This window comes from Flavobacterium sp. GW823-FHT04A11, assembly GCF_058796535.1.
The window spans coordinates 151,539-169,401 of record NZ_CM179503.1 but is presented as its reverse complement, the minus strand read 5'-3'; the positions used below and the strand labels follow the sequence as shown (position 1 = coordinate 169,401).

Annotated in this window: 8 protein-coding genes; all 8 read right to left on the bottom strand. The window is 36.6% G+C overall.

From position 1 onward, the window contains the following. Positions 1–7: 7 nt before the first annotated feature. Positions 8–3,709, bottom strand: coding sequence for an eCIS core domain-containing protein (locus tag AC3QL1_RS00800; protein ID WP_492494346.1), 3,702 nt, complete (start codon positions 3,707–3,709; stop codon positions 8–10). Further along, on the bottom strand, positions 3,710–5,212 hold the full coding sequence (locus AC3QL1_RS00795; RefSeq protein ID WP_492494345.1) for an eCIS core domain-containing protein: 1,503 nt from the start codon (positions 5,210–5,212) through the stop codon (positions 3,710–3,712). It lies immediately after the preceding gene. 141 nt (positions 5,213–5,353) lie between these two features. After that, entirely contained in the window at positions 5,354–6,229 is an 876-nt protein-coding gene (locus tag AC3QL1_RS00790) for a DUF6734 family protein (RefSeq protein WP_492494344.1), read from the bottom strand. Then, positions 6,226–6,798, bottom strand: coding sequence for a hypothetical protein (locus AC3QL1_RS00785; RefSeq protein ID WP_492494343.1), 573 nt, complete (start codon positions 6,796–6,798; stop codon positions 6,226–6,228). The genes AC3QL1_RS00790 and AC3QL1_RS00785 overlap by 4 nt, the downstream gene beginning before the upstream one ends. A gap of 15 nt (positions 6,799–6,813) precedes the next feature. Then, the gene (locus AC3QL1_RS00780; protein WP_492494342.1) at positions 6,814–8,391 is read right to left on the bottom strand and encodes a contractile injection system tape measure protein; all 1,578 of its coding nucleotides are present in this window, start codon (positions 8,389–8,391) and stop codon (positions 6,814–6,816) included. After that, entirely contained in the window at positions 8,392–11,844 is a 3,453-nt protein-coding gene (locus AC3QL1_RS00775; protein WP_492494341.1) for a hypothetical protein, read from the bottom strand. It abuts the gene before it with no gap. Between the two features lie 12 nt (positions 11,845–11,856). After that, positions 11,857–14,559 (bottom strand): baseplate wedge protein, encoded by a 2,703-nt coding sequence (locus tag AC3QL1_RS00770; protein WP_492494340.1) that lies wholly within the window; start codon positions 14,557–14,559, stop codon positions 11,857–11,859. Further along, a complete protein-coding gene (locus AC3QL1_RS00765; protein ID WP_492494339.1) occupies positions 14,547–17,858 on the bottom strand; it encodes a baseplate J/gp47 family protein in 3,312 nt (1,103 codons plus the stop codon). Before AC3QL1_RS00765 ends, AC3QL1_RS00770 begins: the two co-directional genes overlap by 13 nt. Positions 17,859–17,863: the final 5 nt, after the last annotated feature.

The following is a 17,863-nucleotide window of genomic DNA, read 5'->3' as shown; positions in this document are numbered from 1 at the left end:
ATTTAAGTTAATCAAAAATTTCGTCTTTAACATCCGAAGCTAAATTTTTAGCCATGTCAATGACATCAAGTTCCGGGTAAATAACTTCGATGTCTTCGAACGATATATCAAAAGGCTCGCCTTCCTGATAATGAATAGGGAATACCAATCCGAATTGAATGTCAGGACCCCAACTGAAAGAAGCCAAATTGTATCTCCACGTTTCAGAAATCGAGAACCATCCAATACCCAAACTTGCTCTCGCAAACGCATTTACATCGAAAACAAATTTTGGATTTGCAGTAATATGGCCTTCGGCATCTAGTGCTAATCCGGTTTGAGGGCTCCAGTTAACATCAACAGAAGCACCTGCTTCTCCTTCAAGCCCCAAAGTTCCTGCCAGTTCAATTCCGCCTGATAAGCTGGCAATTCCCACACTTAAGCCCAATCCTAAGTCACCGTGCATGGTTAAACCGGCATCGGCAGGAATAGCAAATTCACCGTGGCCACTCACTGTAGTTTCATCTTCGTGTTCAGGATTATAGGTGATTTCTGCAGATAGATTTCGTAACTGACCCGGTCCAAATCCTGCCGTAAAATCCAGCCCTCCGCCAACCTGAGCTACCAATCCTAAACTTCTTGGTCCTAGTGGTATCGCAAATAGCGGGATTTCAATCGTTGGTACGGTAAATAAATTTCGATCAAATTGTTTTCTTGGAAATACATCATAAGTGTCTGTGGCCAGTCTTGCAGTTACTTCCATCTCACCATTTGGTAAAAATTTAACTCCCGCAGTCGCAGCCAGCCAAGGCGTTAGCTGCAGTGTCAGCGTACCTCCGCCATACACTCTCATAGTATCGTCTGGTTCGCCTGTTGGCTGACCGTCTTCGCCGATTGTTCTGTTTGTAGCTCCAACGGTAACAGAGCCACTTAACATTCCTCTTGAATAATCTGCTGAACCGGCCAGAGTTAATGCGCCATTATCGTAAGTTACGGTCAATGACGAGTTGACTCCGGGAATATTCGGCTGTGCGGTTCCTGATACACGAACGTTATAACCTTCATCTCCGTTTTGTTTTGAAATAGTGGCCGAAACATTGCCGCCTCTAATGCCGGGTATATCATTTCGTAATTGAAATTCTCCACCAATTGAAAATCCCTCGTTGTTGTAAGTGGCCTGCATATTTCCTCGCTGTATGCCCGGAATATCCAGTTCTGCATCACCCGTTGCCGTAAAGGTATTTTCGCTATAACTTGCTGTAATAGTGGCTCTTTTTACACCTCGCACTTTTCCTTCGGGTATTCCGACAGTTCCTCCAATGGTAAATATTTCATTAGCATAACTTACTTCAATTGATGCGGGATCAAATAGGGAGGAGTCAAAATTGAAACCTCCTGCCAATGCAAAACCGCTCTCTGTGGTAACGCTTCCGCGTAAGAATCCGTCTCCCACATTTTGGATTTTGAAATTCATTTCTCCCGTTAATCCAAATCCCGCAGTGCCGGCAAAAACTTCTAAAGAGGTATTGGTCACTTCAAAAGGAGCAGGGAAACTGAAATCACTTTTTTGGAATAATTTTCGAATTCGGGCACCGGTTTCATCAATGACCACTTCGATGTTTGCATTGCTGATTAAAGGAACAGAAGGCGCAATCTGACCCACTGCGCTTAATCCGATATCATCGTCTAAAGTCGCCTGGTTGAGCGTTATCGGACTCATATGTTTGAATTCAAGCGCATGAAGACAGGCCTGCAAAACCGAACTTGGTTCTATATATCCGCCGTAAGAAACTCCCGCCATTGGTCTTATGGTGAAGGCCAGATTGGTTTTCTCTTTAATCATACCTGTAGAGCCGGGAAAAGCGGTACAAATAATGGATCCTGTACCTCCAAAATTTCCTTCTCCGGATGATGAATTGTAAACAATCGAATTAACAAACAAACCGGCGCCGCCTCTTTTTCCTAAGCGAAGATTTAAACCATCTTTTCTGCCAGCCGTTTTTGCCTGTTCGTCCCACGGAACTTTTATTGGTTTGCCTCCGGTCAGATTGGTGAAGAAAATCAATTCATCGGGACTTCCTCTTAAACCGGCAGCATCTACTTCAGCTTCTGTTAAAAATTTCAAGCCGCCTAAATGTACACCTTGCTGTATTTGGGGTAATTCCCAGTTAAGGTTAGGATCGCCCGTGCCATCGATAGAACGATCTGCAATAACACCGTTTTCGACCACAATATCATAATTCTCTTTTGCAGCTTCTACATCTGACGGCGGATCAATCAGGCTGCTGCGTCCCGCATCTAAAAGCTGTTGGATCGCCTGATTTTTTTTAATATTGATGTTAGATCCCGAAGATCTGTTTGCAGAAGATTCCAGCATCCACATATTGGCAGTATCAGTTTCTCCACCGCCAAGCTGTATTTCTCGTTTGTGATCTACGTCTAGAGGTTTAAACTCACCACTAGAAGTCCAGAAAGGTCTGGATGTTCTTCTTTTTATAGTATCAATACTTCCAAAAATAACCCCTTCGTTTCCTGGAGTAGCTCCTGCAGCTCTTCTCGAACCGCCGCCTTTTAAAGTCAGGTAAAAAATTTGTTCTCCATTAAAACGCAGGTTAGGAGCATTTTGTGAAGCCGCATAATCAGTAAATCGTGTCGTGAAACCGGTTCCTGTCATGGCCGCATTTTCCCATTCGGGAATATGATTGTCGTTTCTTGGAAAACCTCCTTTTGGTATTACAAATCGGGCTGAAGGTCCAAAAGTTGCTTTAAAAGACGGAACTTTTAAATTAGGTAAAGTAATTGTTTTTGAAGTCGTATTTACAGTTCCTTTTCGATCTGGATCTACGTATTCGCTCGTAGGCGCAGGCGGCGCTACGGTTGGGGTTGCCGTTTCTGTTTTCTGAATCATTTTCGGCTGGATACTGCTGGCTCCTTGTTGCACCGTATGGGTTAATTCATGCGCCAGAAGGTGTTTTCCGTCTTGTGAATTCGGGTTGTATTTGCCTTCGTTAAAATAAATATCATTACCGCTGGCAAAGGCTTGCGAACCCAATTCCTTGTTCATTTGAACGGCGTTTGAATCGTTGTGGATTTTGACACTGCTGAAATCGGCTCCAAAACCAGATTCCATTTCGTTTTTTACAGATCCCGATAAAGCAGCACCGCCACCTTTTCTGCTGTTTAAATTGCTTTCGAGATTAGAATTGTCGCCAGGATTTGCATCGGCACTGGCACTCATCTGAAGCTCTTTTTCGTCTTCTTTGGTTTGAAGTTCCTCTTCTTCTTTGGCCTGAATTTCTTCTTCGGCTTTCTTTTGTTGAATTTGATGTTTTGGAACTGAATTTTTTTCGACAGTTTTAGCCGTTTCAGGAGTACTGGTTTCCGTTTTGTTTTGGATGGTTTCTTCTTTCTCTGTTTTTAACTGAACGACAGGCGTAACGTTTTCTGCGATTGATTTTTCCTGAACCACATTTTCAGTTTCTTCTTGTTTTTGTGGTTCATTCGATTTTTTCTGAACTAATGGCGAAGGACTAAAAAAAGATTCAGCAGTACTATTTTGTTTTTTCGATAGAATTTGATCTGCCGCTTTATCAGCTTCAACTTCATATTTATCATTTGATTTGCCAATGTTGAGCTTTGCCTGAACGCCAAAAAAATCCTCGCCCTGTCTGGAATTAAATGCAGAAGGGGTAGAAGGGTTTGGTTTTGATTTTTGGCCGAATGCTGTCATTTAGTTGGTCACATTAAATTTTCCTTTTAATCGTGGACTATTTGCAGGATTGATTACTCTTATTTCTACCTTGAAAAAGATGCACTCTTTTGATTTTACAGTAAATGATTGTGCTTCTGTTCTTCCAACATCAAATCTTCTAACAATAGGATCAGCGACAGTTCCTCCCTGTATAGCTGTAATTGCAATATGATAATGTTCTTCAGTATGTGGCGTTGCCCAATTTGCCGTTGAGATTATTTTAAAATTACCTTTTGAACAGAAAGTTGCCTTAGAGAGCACAGAACTATTTATATCAAAGTCGTTGTCGTTCTGGGGTAATTGAAATGCTTCTCCACAACAATTGGAATCACCTCCCTTTTGTTCGACCAATTTATTATCAAGAGTTCCAATAGTTTCCGGCCCAACCATTCCATCAACGTCAAGACCATTCTTGTCCTGAAAGCCGATTACAGCATTTCGTGTTTCGCTTCCAAAATCTCCGTCTGCTCCAAAATTGTTTAAATTTTCTCCTGTTTGCATTAAGCCTTTTTGTAATTCCCGAACCGCCGGACCTTTTTGTCCGGTTGAGATGAGCATTTCGTCATCATTGGCTTTTTCAAGATTTGTATTGCCTTTAAACTGTGGATTTTCCGGCTGTTCTGCGCGTAAATCTTCCGGATGGTTTGCTATCGCCGATTTTTGTATAGTTCCTGATTTTTGTTTGGCTCCGGTTTGCTGAACGGTATGTGTTAATTCGTGCGCCAGTAAATGTTTTCCTTCTTTTGAACCGGGATTGTATTTTCCATCGTTAAAATAAACATCATTGCCGTGGGTAAAAGCCTGCGCACCCAATTCATGACTCATTTGAACAGCATTTGCATCTGTATGAATTTTTACATTACTGAAATCGGTACCAAAACCTGATTCCATTTCATTTTTTGTTTTTTTATCTAAGCCGCTTCCGCTTCCTTTTGAGTTGTCGAGCTTTTGTTCCAAATCATTACTTTGGATTTCACTATCTGAATTTTGTTCTTTCTTCTGAACAGCTTTTTCTTCCTCTTTTTTATCTTTTTTCTGAACCTTTTCTTCTTTTTCACATTCAGCACATTTCGCCTGAATAGGTTTTTCTTCTTCTTTTTCTTTTTTCTGTACCGGTTTCTCTTCTTCTTTTTTATCGGATTTTTTCTGAACGGGTTTTTCTTCTTCTTTTTCCTTTTTCTGAACGGGTTTTTCTTCCTCTTTTTTGTCTGATTTTTTCTGAACAGGTTTTTCCTCTTCTTTCATTTCTTTAGTCTGAACAGAAGAAATAGTATCTGAAATCGGTTTTTGCTGCACTTCTTCCTTCGATTGTAAAAGCCCGGCTTTGGCAGCATTATTATTAACGACCTTATCTGCAACGTTATCAGCTTCTACCTCATATTTGTCTCCAACGGTTCCGGTTTTTAATTTCTTCTGAATTTTGGGTTCAAAGAAAGGCGAGGAGGAATGTTTTTCGGGTTTTCTATTTTCTAAAGCTCTCATAACTTGATTGTGTTATAAATGTTTCTATGTGTTCAATTTTTTCACGCAGATTTAAAAAGATTTAAGCAAATCCGCACAAATAATTATCTATCAAAATCTGCTTAAATCTGTATAATCTTCGTGAAACAAAAACAGTTTTATTTACGCTGCAATAATTTTAGGATTAACCTCATCTTTCTGAATGATCTGATGTTTTTCTAATTCAATTTTTATTTGGGCATACCAATACGGAAATATTTTAAACAGTCGGTATTCAATTTCCTGCGTGATGTCTTTTTTATATTTTTTAATGCCAAAAAGATGGCTGTAACCCATTTCATTGGCATATTTGCTTTGCTCGATTATATTTCTTCCTTTGAGTAAAAGAGTTGGTTTGATATTATTATAATCCAGCAATGACGCCAGATTATATTGTTCTATCACGATGCAGGGTTCAAATCCTTGTTGTTTTAATGGCGTAAATTCTTCTCGATGTGCCATAAAAATTTCTTCCAGATCGTAATAGGCATTTACAAACTTATTACGCAGCATAAGATCGTTGAAACCCAATATGCCGCAACTGTAAGAGCGTCCTAAATCAGAATGCCAATACGATAAATGTTGAGTATATTGATTAAAAAAATCAATCTGTTTCTTGTAATGCATTTCATAACCGCATTCTTTTCGTTCCAGAATAACCGCATCGAAATTAAAATGGATCTTGTTTTTTATAAATACATCGGTATCCAAATGAACAAAGGGTTTTGTCTGTTTTTCGATAGCATGAATTTTAGACTTCATCCAGAGTTCCTGATTTTTTTCATTGACAACTTTTGTAACTCTGCACGGCAGCATGTATAAAAATTTATACGCCGTTTCGTCTGCATAAAGTTCAATGTCTTTGTACCAAAGATGACTGTACAAAACACTCAAAGCCGTCATATAGATCGTTTCCTTCAATTTATTGCCCATTTGCCAGCGGTTGTTTATTAAAGGAAAAGCATCCAGACTGTATATTATTCTTGGTTCTTCTTTCATACATTTTTTAAGGTTTGCAGCAGGTTTTTTTCTTCTAAATAGCACATATTATTATATAGCGAAGCTTTTTTGCTGTGTTTATAAAGCCTTTTCCATTCATAATTTGCACCCATTGCCTGTGAGGTTATTAATGGCACTTGTTTGTTATGAAACTCTTTCATTTCAGTAAAAGAGGCATGCCATACCATTTTGCCCAATAAAGGAGATTGACTGAGTTTTATTCTGGCAAAATTTCTTTTGTAATAATCCATGTGGATTTTTTTGTTATTGATAAAACATTCTGAAACCAGTACTTCGCCAACTTCCATACTATAAAATCTCGTGCAATATTTTCTTATTCCGTATTGTTCCTGAATGGGCAATAAATCGGCTTCGTTTTCATAAATAATATCAATATCGTTGACCGGCATATCATAATAACTGCGGAGATTAAGATAATCGGCAATGCCGCCTACAAAGGCAATTTTTGACATATCGAGTTTTTCAAAAATACTTTTAAGAGCTTCTTTCTGCTCCTGAAAAATGTTCTTTTCATCCTCATTCACAAATGTTTTCTTTTCGATGTTCATAATGTTGTTTTTAAATTACCATTCAACAAAAATTACTTTGTTTTTCCATGCCAGTTTTACAACTCCCAGATTCCATGAAATTTTATCTAACAGAATATCCTGCGTTTTTCTTTCTACAAGAATCTTCGGATTATCCTGTGTCAGGATTATTTTTCCAGGTCTTTGTAGATATTCATTTCGCAATAGCGCTACAGAAGAATTTTTCATCACCGACCAATTTTCCAGAACCGATTCCAGCATTTCATTGACATGATTTTTAAACTCTTCCGGAATTTTAATATTTCTGTTAATTGTTTGGTTGGCGGGAATGTTGCACAATAATTTCTCGAACAGCATTTCATTTTCATAATCCTGTTCCTGCTCTGTTGCGATATAGTGCAAAAGATGCGCAGCCAGTTCCGGGTTGTTTATAGCATTGTCATTGTTTAATAATCCGCAATTCTCAAAAAGTGTTTTCAAAAATGGATGAATCAGAATAAGTCCGGCATTGTTTACATAATGATCGGACAATATTTCAGGTGTTTTTTCTTCTTTTAAAACGAAAGCCAAATCCAAAATTTCTTCTTCTTTAACCTCATTTTTATTGTTTAAAATGGTGTTTGTTTCTTCAATTTTTTCCTTTTCGGAAGATGTATCGGTTTTTGAAAAATTAGATTTTAAGAAAGCATCGTTACTATTTTTCTGAAGTATTTCTAACGCTTTTTCTTCGAGAATTGCGGTTGTAATCAAAACTTCATTTGCCAGATTGCCCAGAATTTCTACAACTGGTTTATTGATGATTTGATCATTAATGGTTTCTGAAACAAGTTTTGAATTGTATTTTCTAATAGCAACAAAAGAAGCAATCAGGTAAAATAATTTCTCTTTTATGACGCTTTCGTTATGCTTTAATAATTGTGAAAGAATGATTTCCCAAATTAAATTTCGCTGTTGTAATCCTTTTGCAGAAGGCGCAATAACTGTATTAATATTTGCCTTAATTCTTTTGATGTTTTTTGTGATCGTTTCTTTTTGAAATGCTTCTAAAAGAAATGTTTTGTTGAGCATAATATAAATCTGATCATCTGATAATTGCTTAATGAATCGAATTCTCGTTTGAGTATTTTCCAACGCATTTCGCAATTTTAAACCAAAACTTTTGTCGCTAATGATATCTTCAAATTGATCATTTTGATTTAAATCAGACGCTTTTTTAGAAATCGCCCACCAAGGCGTAATTCCCGTTTCTAAAAAGCTAAAAAATGCATTGACACTTTTTTCTTTATTAGAAATTTTCGTGTAATGTTCTGTATCAGGAAAACCTTTTTCGACTTGGGCTTCAATCTGTTTTTGAAATTGATCCACAACTTCTCTTTTTATAGTGTTAAAATCAAGATCTGGAGACAGAGAAAGATCGATGTTTAATTTATCTATCTGAATACTATACAATGGCATTTTTTTATCAAGCTTGTCAAAATAAGTTTCTAAAAGAGGAAATAATTCTTCTCTTAGAAACGTGTTCAGATTATCTTTCAGATCATACGCCTTTTGTTTAGAATGCGTATTCACTTCAAAATATAACCTGTTGATACTATGTCTGTCTGCCGTTTTCATCTAGACTAAACTTGTTAATTGTGTTCGAATGGCATCATAAATAAATTTGATTCCTTTAAATATTGCCACCATATCCGTAAGGAATTTTTTTAATATTCCATTTAGATCTGCATTGTATTTCATTTCTACAAGACTTTTTAGAAACGTATCAAAACGAACCGTAATTGGCGTAATCTGATTTTCGAATTCTTTCAGCTTTTCGGGATCCTGACATTTTAAAATGTAATAGAACAATGAAATATGATTTTGAATCAGGAAATTAAGCGCATTTTTCTCCGCAGCAGTTTTGGCATTTCTTACCGCAAAAAGTAAAGTATCGTAAATACTCTCGGTAAACATTTCCGGTAATTGAGTATTGAAATCACCTTTTACAAAACCGGCAGCTTCTTTGTCTACGTTTCTAAATTGTTTTTCAATTTGATCGGTAAGTGCAGTAGTTTCGGCACTGAATTTTGCAAACGCAGGAAGCAATTTTATTTTTTCCAGCTCTTCGATTGCTTTTTTGGTAAATGCACTGACGCTTTCAAGACATGAATTTGTTTCAACCGGTTCTCTGATAATGACGTCTTTTGGGCCATCAATTCCTTCACCACAATTTCTGTTTATTGCAGTAAGTGATATTACAATCGAAGAATTGTTGTATAGAGAAAGCGGACGTTTTATGGTTTCTTTAGAATTAGTTTCTATGATTTCGCCTGCGATTTCCCATTTGTATATTTCTGCGTCTGTAGAATTGTTGGTCAATACGAGTTCATTATTTTGTATAGCATAATTAAAGCGTGCAAATGGCTGGTTTAGCATGGTAATCACAAGATCTGAAGGTTTGTCATTTGCCATTACCACCACTTTGTCTACACCTTTAGGAACATTATAGCCAATAAAAACATATTGTCCCGCTTCATCCTGAGAAACGCCGTCGCCGGATAAGGTTACTTTTTTATTTTTGGATTCAATAGTTAGAACATGCGGCGTTTGATCGTTTTTGCAGATAGTAGTACTGTCAATGTTAATCGTGATTCCCGTGATTTCAAAAGTGACCGAATGATTGACCTGATAAGTGCAGTTTCCATTATCTCCGATAACTTTTACAGGAAAACTATAACCGTTTTTAACAGGCAATTCATATTTATAAATGCGCTGCATTTTTCTTTCGTTAGTGATCACTCGCTCACTTCCGTCGCCAAAATCCCAAACGTATTTCATTCCTTCCTGATTTTCGCCGGTAATTTCAAAATCAGCTGTAACTTCATTTGTTTTATCAGATTTTGTGATGATAATGGTAAAATCAAATTTTGGTTTTCTGAAAATCGTTATTTCACATTCTGTTTCAAAATTATTAACCGTAAAAGTGATGGGCTGGCCTATGAGTTCTTCGCTGACCAATTTTGGATCAAAAACAAATTCTCCATGTTGATTTGTTGTCACGCCGCCATTTAAATCTTCGTCGATATCTGCTTTTACAAAACCTCCTGTAGGCGTAACATGAAATGGGAAATACGGCGTTGTTTCATCAAAACAAATTTTATTGACAGGTAAGGAAAGCGATATCACATTATCATCGCAGCATAAATACGGCAAAGTAAAATCGGCTACGATAGGATTTAAAACAACCGAATCTCCGTTGCCTTCTTCACTTTCAAAATCGCCTGCCAGAGAATTTCCGCGTGGAAACTCATGCGGATAACCATATCCATAATAATACGGATATTGGCTGTATTCTCCCTCAATATAAATCATAATAAACGTGCCGCCCGGCGCTACACCGGATTTATGCTCGTAACCATGATTTTTATTCAGATAATACGAAGTGAAGTTTTCAATAACTTCTTGTACTTCGGTTGCATTTACACCCAATACGACGACATTAAATCCCAAACCATTCTCACGTCTTATATCCTGAATGATTTTTAAGGCTTCTTTGTAATTCTTGCCCTGATGCCCTTCAATTCTGTAAAAATTGTGATCAGCAACAAATTCCAGCGGACGTTTTGTATTCAAAAGATTGTCGTGATAACTTCTGTTCGTACGTTGTTTTCCTATCGCTGTTTTTTCATAATCCCAAAGTTCGATAAGATGATTTCCCACATTATTATAAAACGGAATCGCTTTTTTGCCCAAAACACCTAATTCAAAACTTGGTGTAATTTTTATATAATTGTAATTGACATTGTAGTTGGCCAGTAATTGCGCACAGCGTTTTATAAGGCTGTATAATTTTTGTAAATCTGTATTTTTCCCATAGCAGATTTTAACTTCTTTGCCTTCCGGATCCACAATAAATTCTGCAATTGTTTCTGCATTTCCAGGCTCAATCAGCGGATCAAATGGCAAACAATCTGCACAGGTATTTAAGTTTTGACCCGTAAGCAAAGGCGATTTGTAAAACGCATGTCGGTATTCAAAACAAGGCCCGGTTTTATATATTTCGCCCAACATTAAATGTTTGGGAAACGATTTAATATCCGGACAGCAAAACTCGCCATCCATATTAGACAATAAAAGTTTTATCTCATTGTAAGTATCAATCAAATCATTAAGAAGATCATATCGATATTGAAAATCCGGCGGAACATTATTTTGGTCAAAACCATATATTTCGCCCAGATTCTTTTTAATCGAATTGAGCGTTACCGGCATTTTCAGGCTGTTCAATAGGATTTCAAAGCCATCACGCAGTTTGGCAACCACATTGTTTTTAAAAATACCACTGGCAAATTTCTTTTTGATTTCAATATAATTGCTAAAATTTTCAGGCTGTAAAACAATGCGATTTGAAATTACATTCGGCAATTTATAATACAGATTCGCAAAATTGGTTTTACTGATAATCGCATCGTTACTGTTAATTTGCGCCGCAACTTCTTTACTTACAATTAAAGCTTTGTGATTGCCAATAATTTCTAATCCCTGATTGTCGCAGGAAAGACTCACACAGAGATCCAAATCTTTTTCATACGATTCTAAATACAATAAAACGACGGCATTGTTGAGGTCTAAGTCGGCATTGGCTTTAAGATATTGTATCGGGAAAGTATTAGCATTATCCAGCGCTTGCTGTTCGTACGTTAAAAGTTCGAAAATTTCAAGCTGTTCGCTACCATTATAAAAATAAGGTTTGTAAGCCGCTTTTTTATTGTCGTATACTTTGTAATGCGTGTATTCTTTGTTTTCGAAATCAATAAATTCTCCGCCATTCACTTTGGTTTTATACAAATGAAAAAGATCACCATCAGTCGTTATGCCGCTGCCTTGTGTGATAGCTATCGTTTTGGCAGCTTCATTATAAGAAACCTGAAATCCGCAAATGATGCCTACACCACTAAGACCAATTCTGGAAATACGGTCCTGATCATCAAAAAAATCTACAATCTCGTTGAGATGTCCTTCTGTAAGTACCTGATTTTTGGTAAATTTTCGGTACAAAGTTGTTATGGTTGAAAGTTTTGCTAACATTTTGAATGGTATTTATAGTGATCCTAAATTCGTTTTTCCTAGTATTATTTTTTCGTATTGATTTTCATTTTCATCGCTGCAGTCAAACAATCTTCCAGTAGGGTATAAATTGCTGAGATGTGAGAGCGAGTGAATAAATTGTATCAGTTCTGTTTCCGGCTGTTCCTGCTGCAATACCGTTTTTGCAAACAAATATTCTTTATAAGCGTTTTCAAACTGTAAAAGTTCATTTTCTGCCGGATTTTCAATTTCATTTTTCCGATGTCCGATCCAGCAGATTTTTGCCAGTACATGCGAAGGCAATTCTTCCTTAATGACCTTTTCCATGTAATTTCTAAAATCAGTATTCGCAAAACGGAGCGTATATCCTGGCAGCACAATACTAATGCGATAGGAGTAAGGGTCTAATGGTTCGCAACTTTTGCATTCATCGGTACAAATAGGTAAAAATGTTTCCGGATTTACCGTAATCAGATTCACATCCGGGCGAAGCATCATGTGCTCGATGATAAACATTCCTTCCTCTGTAAATTCTTCTTTCATAAAATGTATTAATTCCAGAATGGACTGTTTTACTTCGTCTAATGTGTCATAATACGTATAGCGTTTTGCAATAATCCTGTCCGGATTGTCTTCGTCACTAATTAAAGGATTGATAATGTCATACGAATACTTGCCGGAATCTGCCTGATGAATCTGTATGTTATCAATAATTTCAGGATCTGAAATTCCGTTTTTAAAAGCTTCTTCGACATTATATTCCCTTGTCTGGATAATCTGCAAAACCGCAAAATATAATTCTCTGTTCGCTCTTGAAGTATCATAATATTCTGTGGTCGCAGAGAGTACAATATTATTTTCAGCATCCCTGATTCTCCATCGATATACAAGCTGATTGTCAGAATCGGTAAAATGATATACTTCAACAAAAGAGTCAGAAAGATGTCTTCGATTGTAATCTTTAATACCCAAAAGTCGGGCAAGTCTCTTTTTTACTCCCGAAACATTATCGGTATCCCACAAATTACTATTTGGCTGGTTGTAATAATTGAAGGAATTTCCACGGTTTCTGCTTACGATTTTATAATCTTTCAAAAAGTCTTCTTTGTTTTTAAGAACCACTTCGTCTGTTGCGTTTCCATAGATACTTTTGTTGATAAAAACATATTCAGAAAAACGCTCCGCAAAACGACCTAAAAGATGATCAAGAATAGCATTTCGTCTTTCGATATTATTGTCAAGTTGTTTAAAAAGAATCTCCGTTAGATATTCATCATTATTTTCCGGATAATTGGTCACCAGTTCGCTAAATCCGTCGAAGTCTTTTATGGCCTGGGTAAAAAATGTTTTAGTCAGATTGCCACTTACCGAAAGCATTTCATTCACCTGACCTAAATGTTTGAAGTAACTGGCCAAAATCTGATCAAAAAACAAAAGATATCCCTTAAGTTGTTTTGCCTGAGATTTTCGGGCGATTGAAGCTCTGGTTGGCAATCCTGTTTCGCCAATGCCATACGTTTCCGGAAAATCATTTTGTATGGTTGTATAACTGTCTATTTCCAGATAATCGCCATTTGGCACAAGCAGTTCCTTATTTTGGCTTGAATAAGCGGTAGCTGCTGCTTTTTGGGCGGCAATTTCATCCAGATAAATAGTTACTTGCGCTTTATTGATATTGAGTGGCAGCAAACCTTTGTTATAATTGAAAACGCTTTTGTAACAAATAACCGGTTTTTGATATTCTTTAAGGCAAATCAGCCATTGATTCATATCGACATCGCCATCTCCGCAATTTCCCATCGAGATATCTTTGATGGTGATAACTCCCGGAACATTCATTATTAATTTTATAATATCAGATAATCTGACTTCGCTCGTCAATTCTGCTTCGATTAATTCTTTGGTATCTATAAAACCATTTTCGAGAACTGGACCGTCAAAAATTTCCAAAGAAGAATATCCTTTATCCATCATTTGCTTGACAGAATAAAAATTGACAGTGGTAGATAAATAGCCATCAAGAGCGGTTAATACAAGCGCGTGAACCATTTCTTCATCGGCCTGAGTATCAACTTCAATATTGGCGCAGATTTTTATGGGATATTCATCGACTTTTATGATATTGATTAAATCCTCGCACAGATTTCTGTTGGCGTGGTATTTTTTTCTGATTTTTTCTTTAACGATATTAATTTCAGAAGGTTTTTTGCTTTCAAAATCAACATACAAATCATACAAACCTTTGAGTTCAAATTGTTTTTTAAAACCTCTCGGAAGCTCGCTAAAATCTTTATAATCATAAGATAACTTGTCATCTTTACAATTAACATAAACCGTTTTTTTGTGTTTTGCCGGCCAGCAGTTTTTAACGCCCTGAATATCGATAAACAATTTTCTATAGTCTAATGCTGTAACCGGGCTTGTGGGCAAAACTTCTGAAGCTTTAAAAAACTGAGAAGCCAGTCCTTTGTCATTTTGATCAGAAGCAAGAACATTTTCGATAGGAAGATTCAATCGCATTCCAAGATCGGTGATGGCATAACACAGCATTTCCAGCATCGTGATACCGGGATCGTGCGAGTTAAAATCAGTCCATAAGTTGCCGCCAAGCTGTTCGATATACTCAATCCCTTTTTTTCTCAGATAAAAGAAATCCAGGTCGTCTTCGGTGGCCACTTTTTTGGGAATCGTACTATGTGAATTTAATATTGACATGTTTCTGGTGCTTGAATAATGGGTTGTTTACAAGTTTTTATATCCGTAGAAATAATGTGATTTTTTACCGATACAAGAATACGTTTTGGGTTTGAGGGCGAAACAACTGGAAGAAAATCCAACGCCGCCTGATAACCGGTATCATTAGGATTTTCGGGTTCTGTATTGTCTTCCAGTTTTGCCATTTCTAATTCAGTCAGATAATCGACATAGTATAATTTTTCTATGTAGTCGATGACGGTGCTTCTGTGTAACTCAATTCCAAAAAGAATATCCTGAGAAGTATCAAATGCCCACGGAGATAAAAATTTTGCAATATCTTCATTAAGCTGTTTTTTATAGAAATTCTCATCATATTCGGCAAAAAACCGCACATTTAATTTGATCACTACTTTTTCATATTCCGGATTAATTACAGAAACCTCTACGTGCATGCTGTTTAAATTGCTGATGTAGTTTTGAATCTTGTTTAATGTCGCTTTACTCACTCTGGGCTCGTAAATATCAAACACATTTTTGTTGATAATATCCGGAACGACAATAAGCGTAACATCGCCGGGCGAAAGAAAAGAGTTGGTCGTATTATTTGTATGGTTCAGGCATTTAACTCTAAATACTTCCGGAAATTCCTGAAGAATAAGATGTTCATAATCCCAAAGGGTAATCGCTCTGTTTTTATGTCTAAGCCGTTCACTCACGCGTTTGTAATACGTATCATCAGATTCTATCGGTTTTCCGTTAAAGGAATTAAAAGGCTGTGAAACACTTTTTATTTGCGGAATTCTGGTAATAAGTTTCGAAATCGTTTCGGCAGGCAATCCTTTTTCTAAATGCGATAATTCATTGCCGTTGTTATAAAATTCGGCTGTTACAACTTGTGTTTTTACGTCAATAACTTTGCAGACAGCATCATACGCTTTGTGCATTTTTGCTTTGATCCAGATGAGGTTATCGGGAAATAAAGTATTTGTTTTGGTCGCCTGTTTCGGAATTATAAACTTTACAATTCCCGATTTTAAAAAATTATCTATGGAATTGGCCAACATTTCATTCTCGATATTTTTCCAGTAATTGTCACAAAGCACAAACCATTCTACTTTTTGTTTTCCTGTAAAAGATTCTGCCAGCGGATTCTCGCTTCCTTCCAAAATCTGAATCAATAAAGCAACTTGCTGCGTTGTTTCTGCTTCATCAAGTCCGATATAAAATTCGCCTCCATTGCAATAATCGGGAACAATACGGCTTGCAATTGTCGCATTGGTATCTAAAACTGCTTTTTGTCTGGCTAGTTTTTTTAGATACGAATGTTCTTCGCTTTGACCAAAAGGACCTTCATGAAATAATTTTATGCGGTCTGTTTGATATTCTTCTTCGGTTTGATGGGCAAAATCGGTGGTTTCTTCTGCCGTATAATTTAAACTAATATTTTCTGCAAGCGGAGTATAAGCTTCGTTTGGAATCAGTGTTTCCGGATTTTCACTCATAACAGCCAGCATGTATATTTTTGGATATAAAGAATGCAAAAACGACTGATTTAAAGTCAGGCGAATGGGGCCGCTTTTGTCAATATCATAAGCTCCGGATATAGAAAATTCCGTTTGGTAAAGTGTATCTTTTTTCGAAAATAATACTGTCGCAGCACTTTTAGGATCCCAGTCTTCTTTATTTAATACCGAAACGGTCGCTTTAAAATAAGCATCAGACGATACAATAAGATCTGACGGATTAGAATTTAAAATCCACTTGCTTTTATCCGGAATATTAATAGCGATATTCTCTTTTGCTTGTGGAGCTTCGGGTTGGTTTGCAGACAATGCTTGTAATATTTCTTCCGTAAACATTCCATGCAAAAAGTTGTTTTTGCTGATTGTAGTTAGATATTTGGTTTTGTAAGCGTCGTAATGTGTTGTGAAAGAGGTTGGCGTATTTTTCCAATTGATGATAACATCAATATTTTTCCATTTTTTCGAAAAGATTTCAGGATAATTAATCAGAAAGGAAGAACCTTTAACCGGCTGCGTTGTAAAAGGATAAAAAGGTTTGTCTGCATTTAATAAACCCGTGTCACTTTCCAGCGATAAAGATTTCACATCTTTTACATCGACTTTTACATTAATGTTTGCGATGGTTTTGGTAACCAAATTTCGAAACAAATAATGTCCTTTTTTATTTTCTGTATGAATTAAAAAACGAATGACAGGCAGATTAGTCGAGAAATATTCGCCCAATATTTTTTGATTATAATCTACAATCGCAGGAATGTCTTTTGAAATTTGAAAAACAAGTTTTAAAACATTTCCTGAAATGGCTGAGGTCGTATTATTAAGTTTAAAATCACCCAGCCATTCTTTTTCGCCACTGCAAAAAATACTGATATTATCTGCAAGATCATTCACCGTAAATGGTCCTGACGGAAAGCTAAAAGCCTCATTAAACGTGATTGTAATTTCAATATTTCGTTCGCCTTCCTGTAATTGCAATAGAGGAGAAGCGATTGCAAAACCAAGTTTGGCCGCTTCCAGCTCTGTATATTTTTCTTCTACAGAAGTATAGCCAAACGGCAGCCAGTATTTTGCCTCTTCTTTCAGACTTTCGCCTTTTCCGTCAAGCGAATTAGCTACTTTACTTGCTTTTATTTCGCCCAGCTTAATATCGTTATAAACACTTTTAAGCTGTGTAATCTCAGCTTTATTGGCAATTAATTCTTCGGTAGTTTTGTAAATAAGTTTGTTTCCGGCTGCGTCTTTTCCGGCATCCAATTCGGTTTGTGCTAAAATTTGTTCCTCGATACTTTTTTTAGCCAATTCAAATATTACATGGACTTTATCTGCTATGGCAGGAAGTTTTTCGATTTGTAAAATGTCTTTATAAAAGAAATCCAGGTGTTTTTTTGTAATTAAATTAAAACGTGTTTTAGAAAGTTCCAACAGTTTTAAAAAACACACAAGAAGTGTCACATGCGGCGTTAGCGTACCTTCAAATTCAATATTGCGGAGTGTTTGCGAAATGTTTTGTTTTAAAATACCGTAAGCTTTGTCTTTTCTATTCGGAATTTCCTGCTGTGGAAATCCAAAGTGATCAAAAATTTCCTGCCAGTTACCGGATGGAGTTTCGCTATTGTTTGTGTCAAAAAAGTTAACCTGTTTGGCGAAATTATAGGTAAAAAGTAACCAGTCTGCCATATCAAAATCATGGAGCTGCAGATTGCCGGGATCGAGAGTTGTATTCAGACGATCGCCCTGGTCTGTGCCGTTTCTTTTAAATATTATATCGTTTGTATGGTCGCTATTGTTACACATAATAA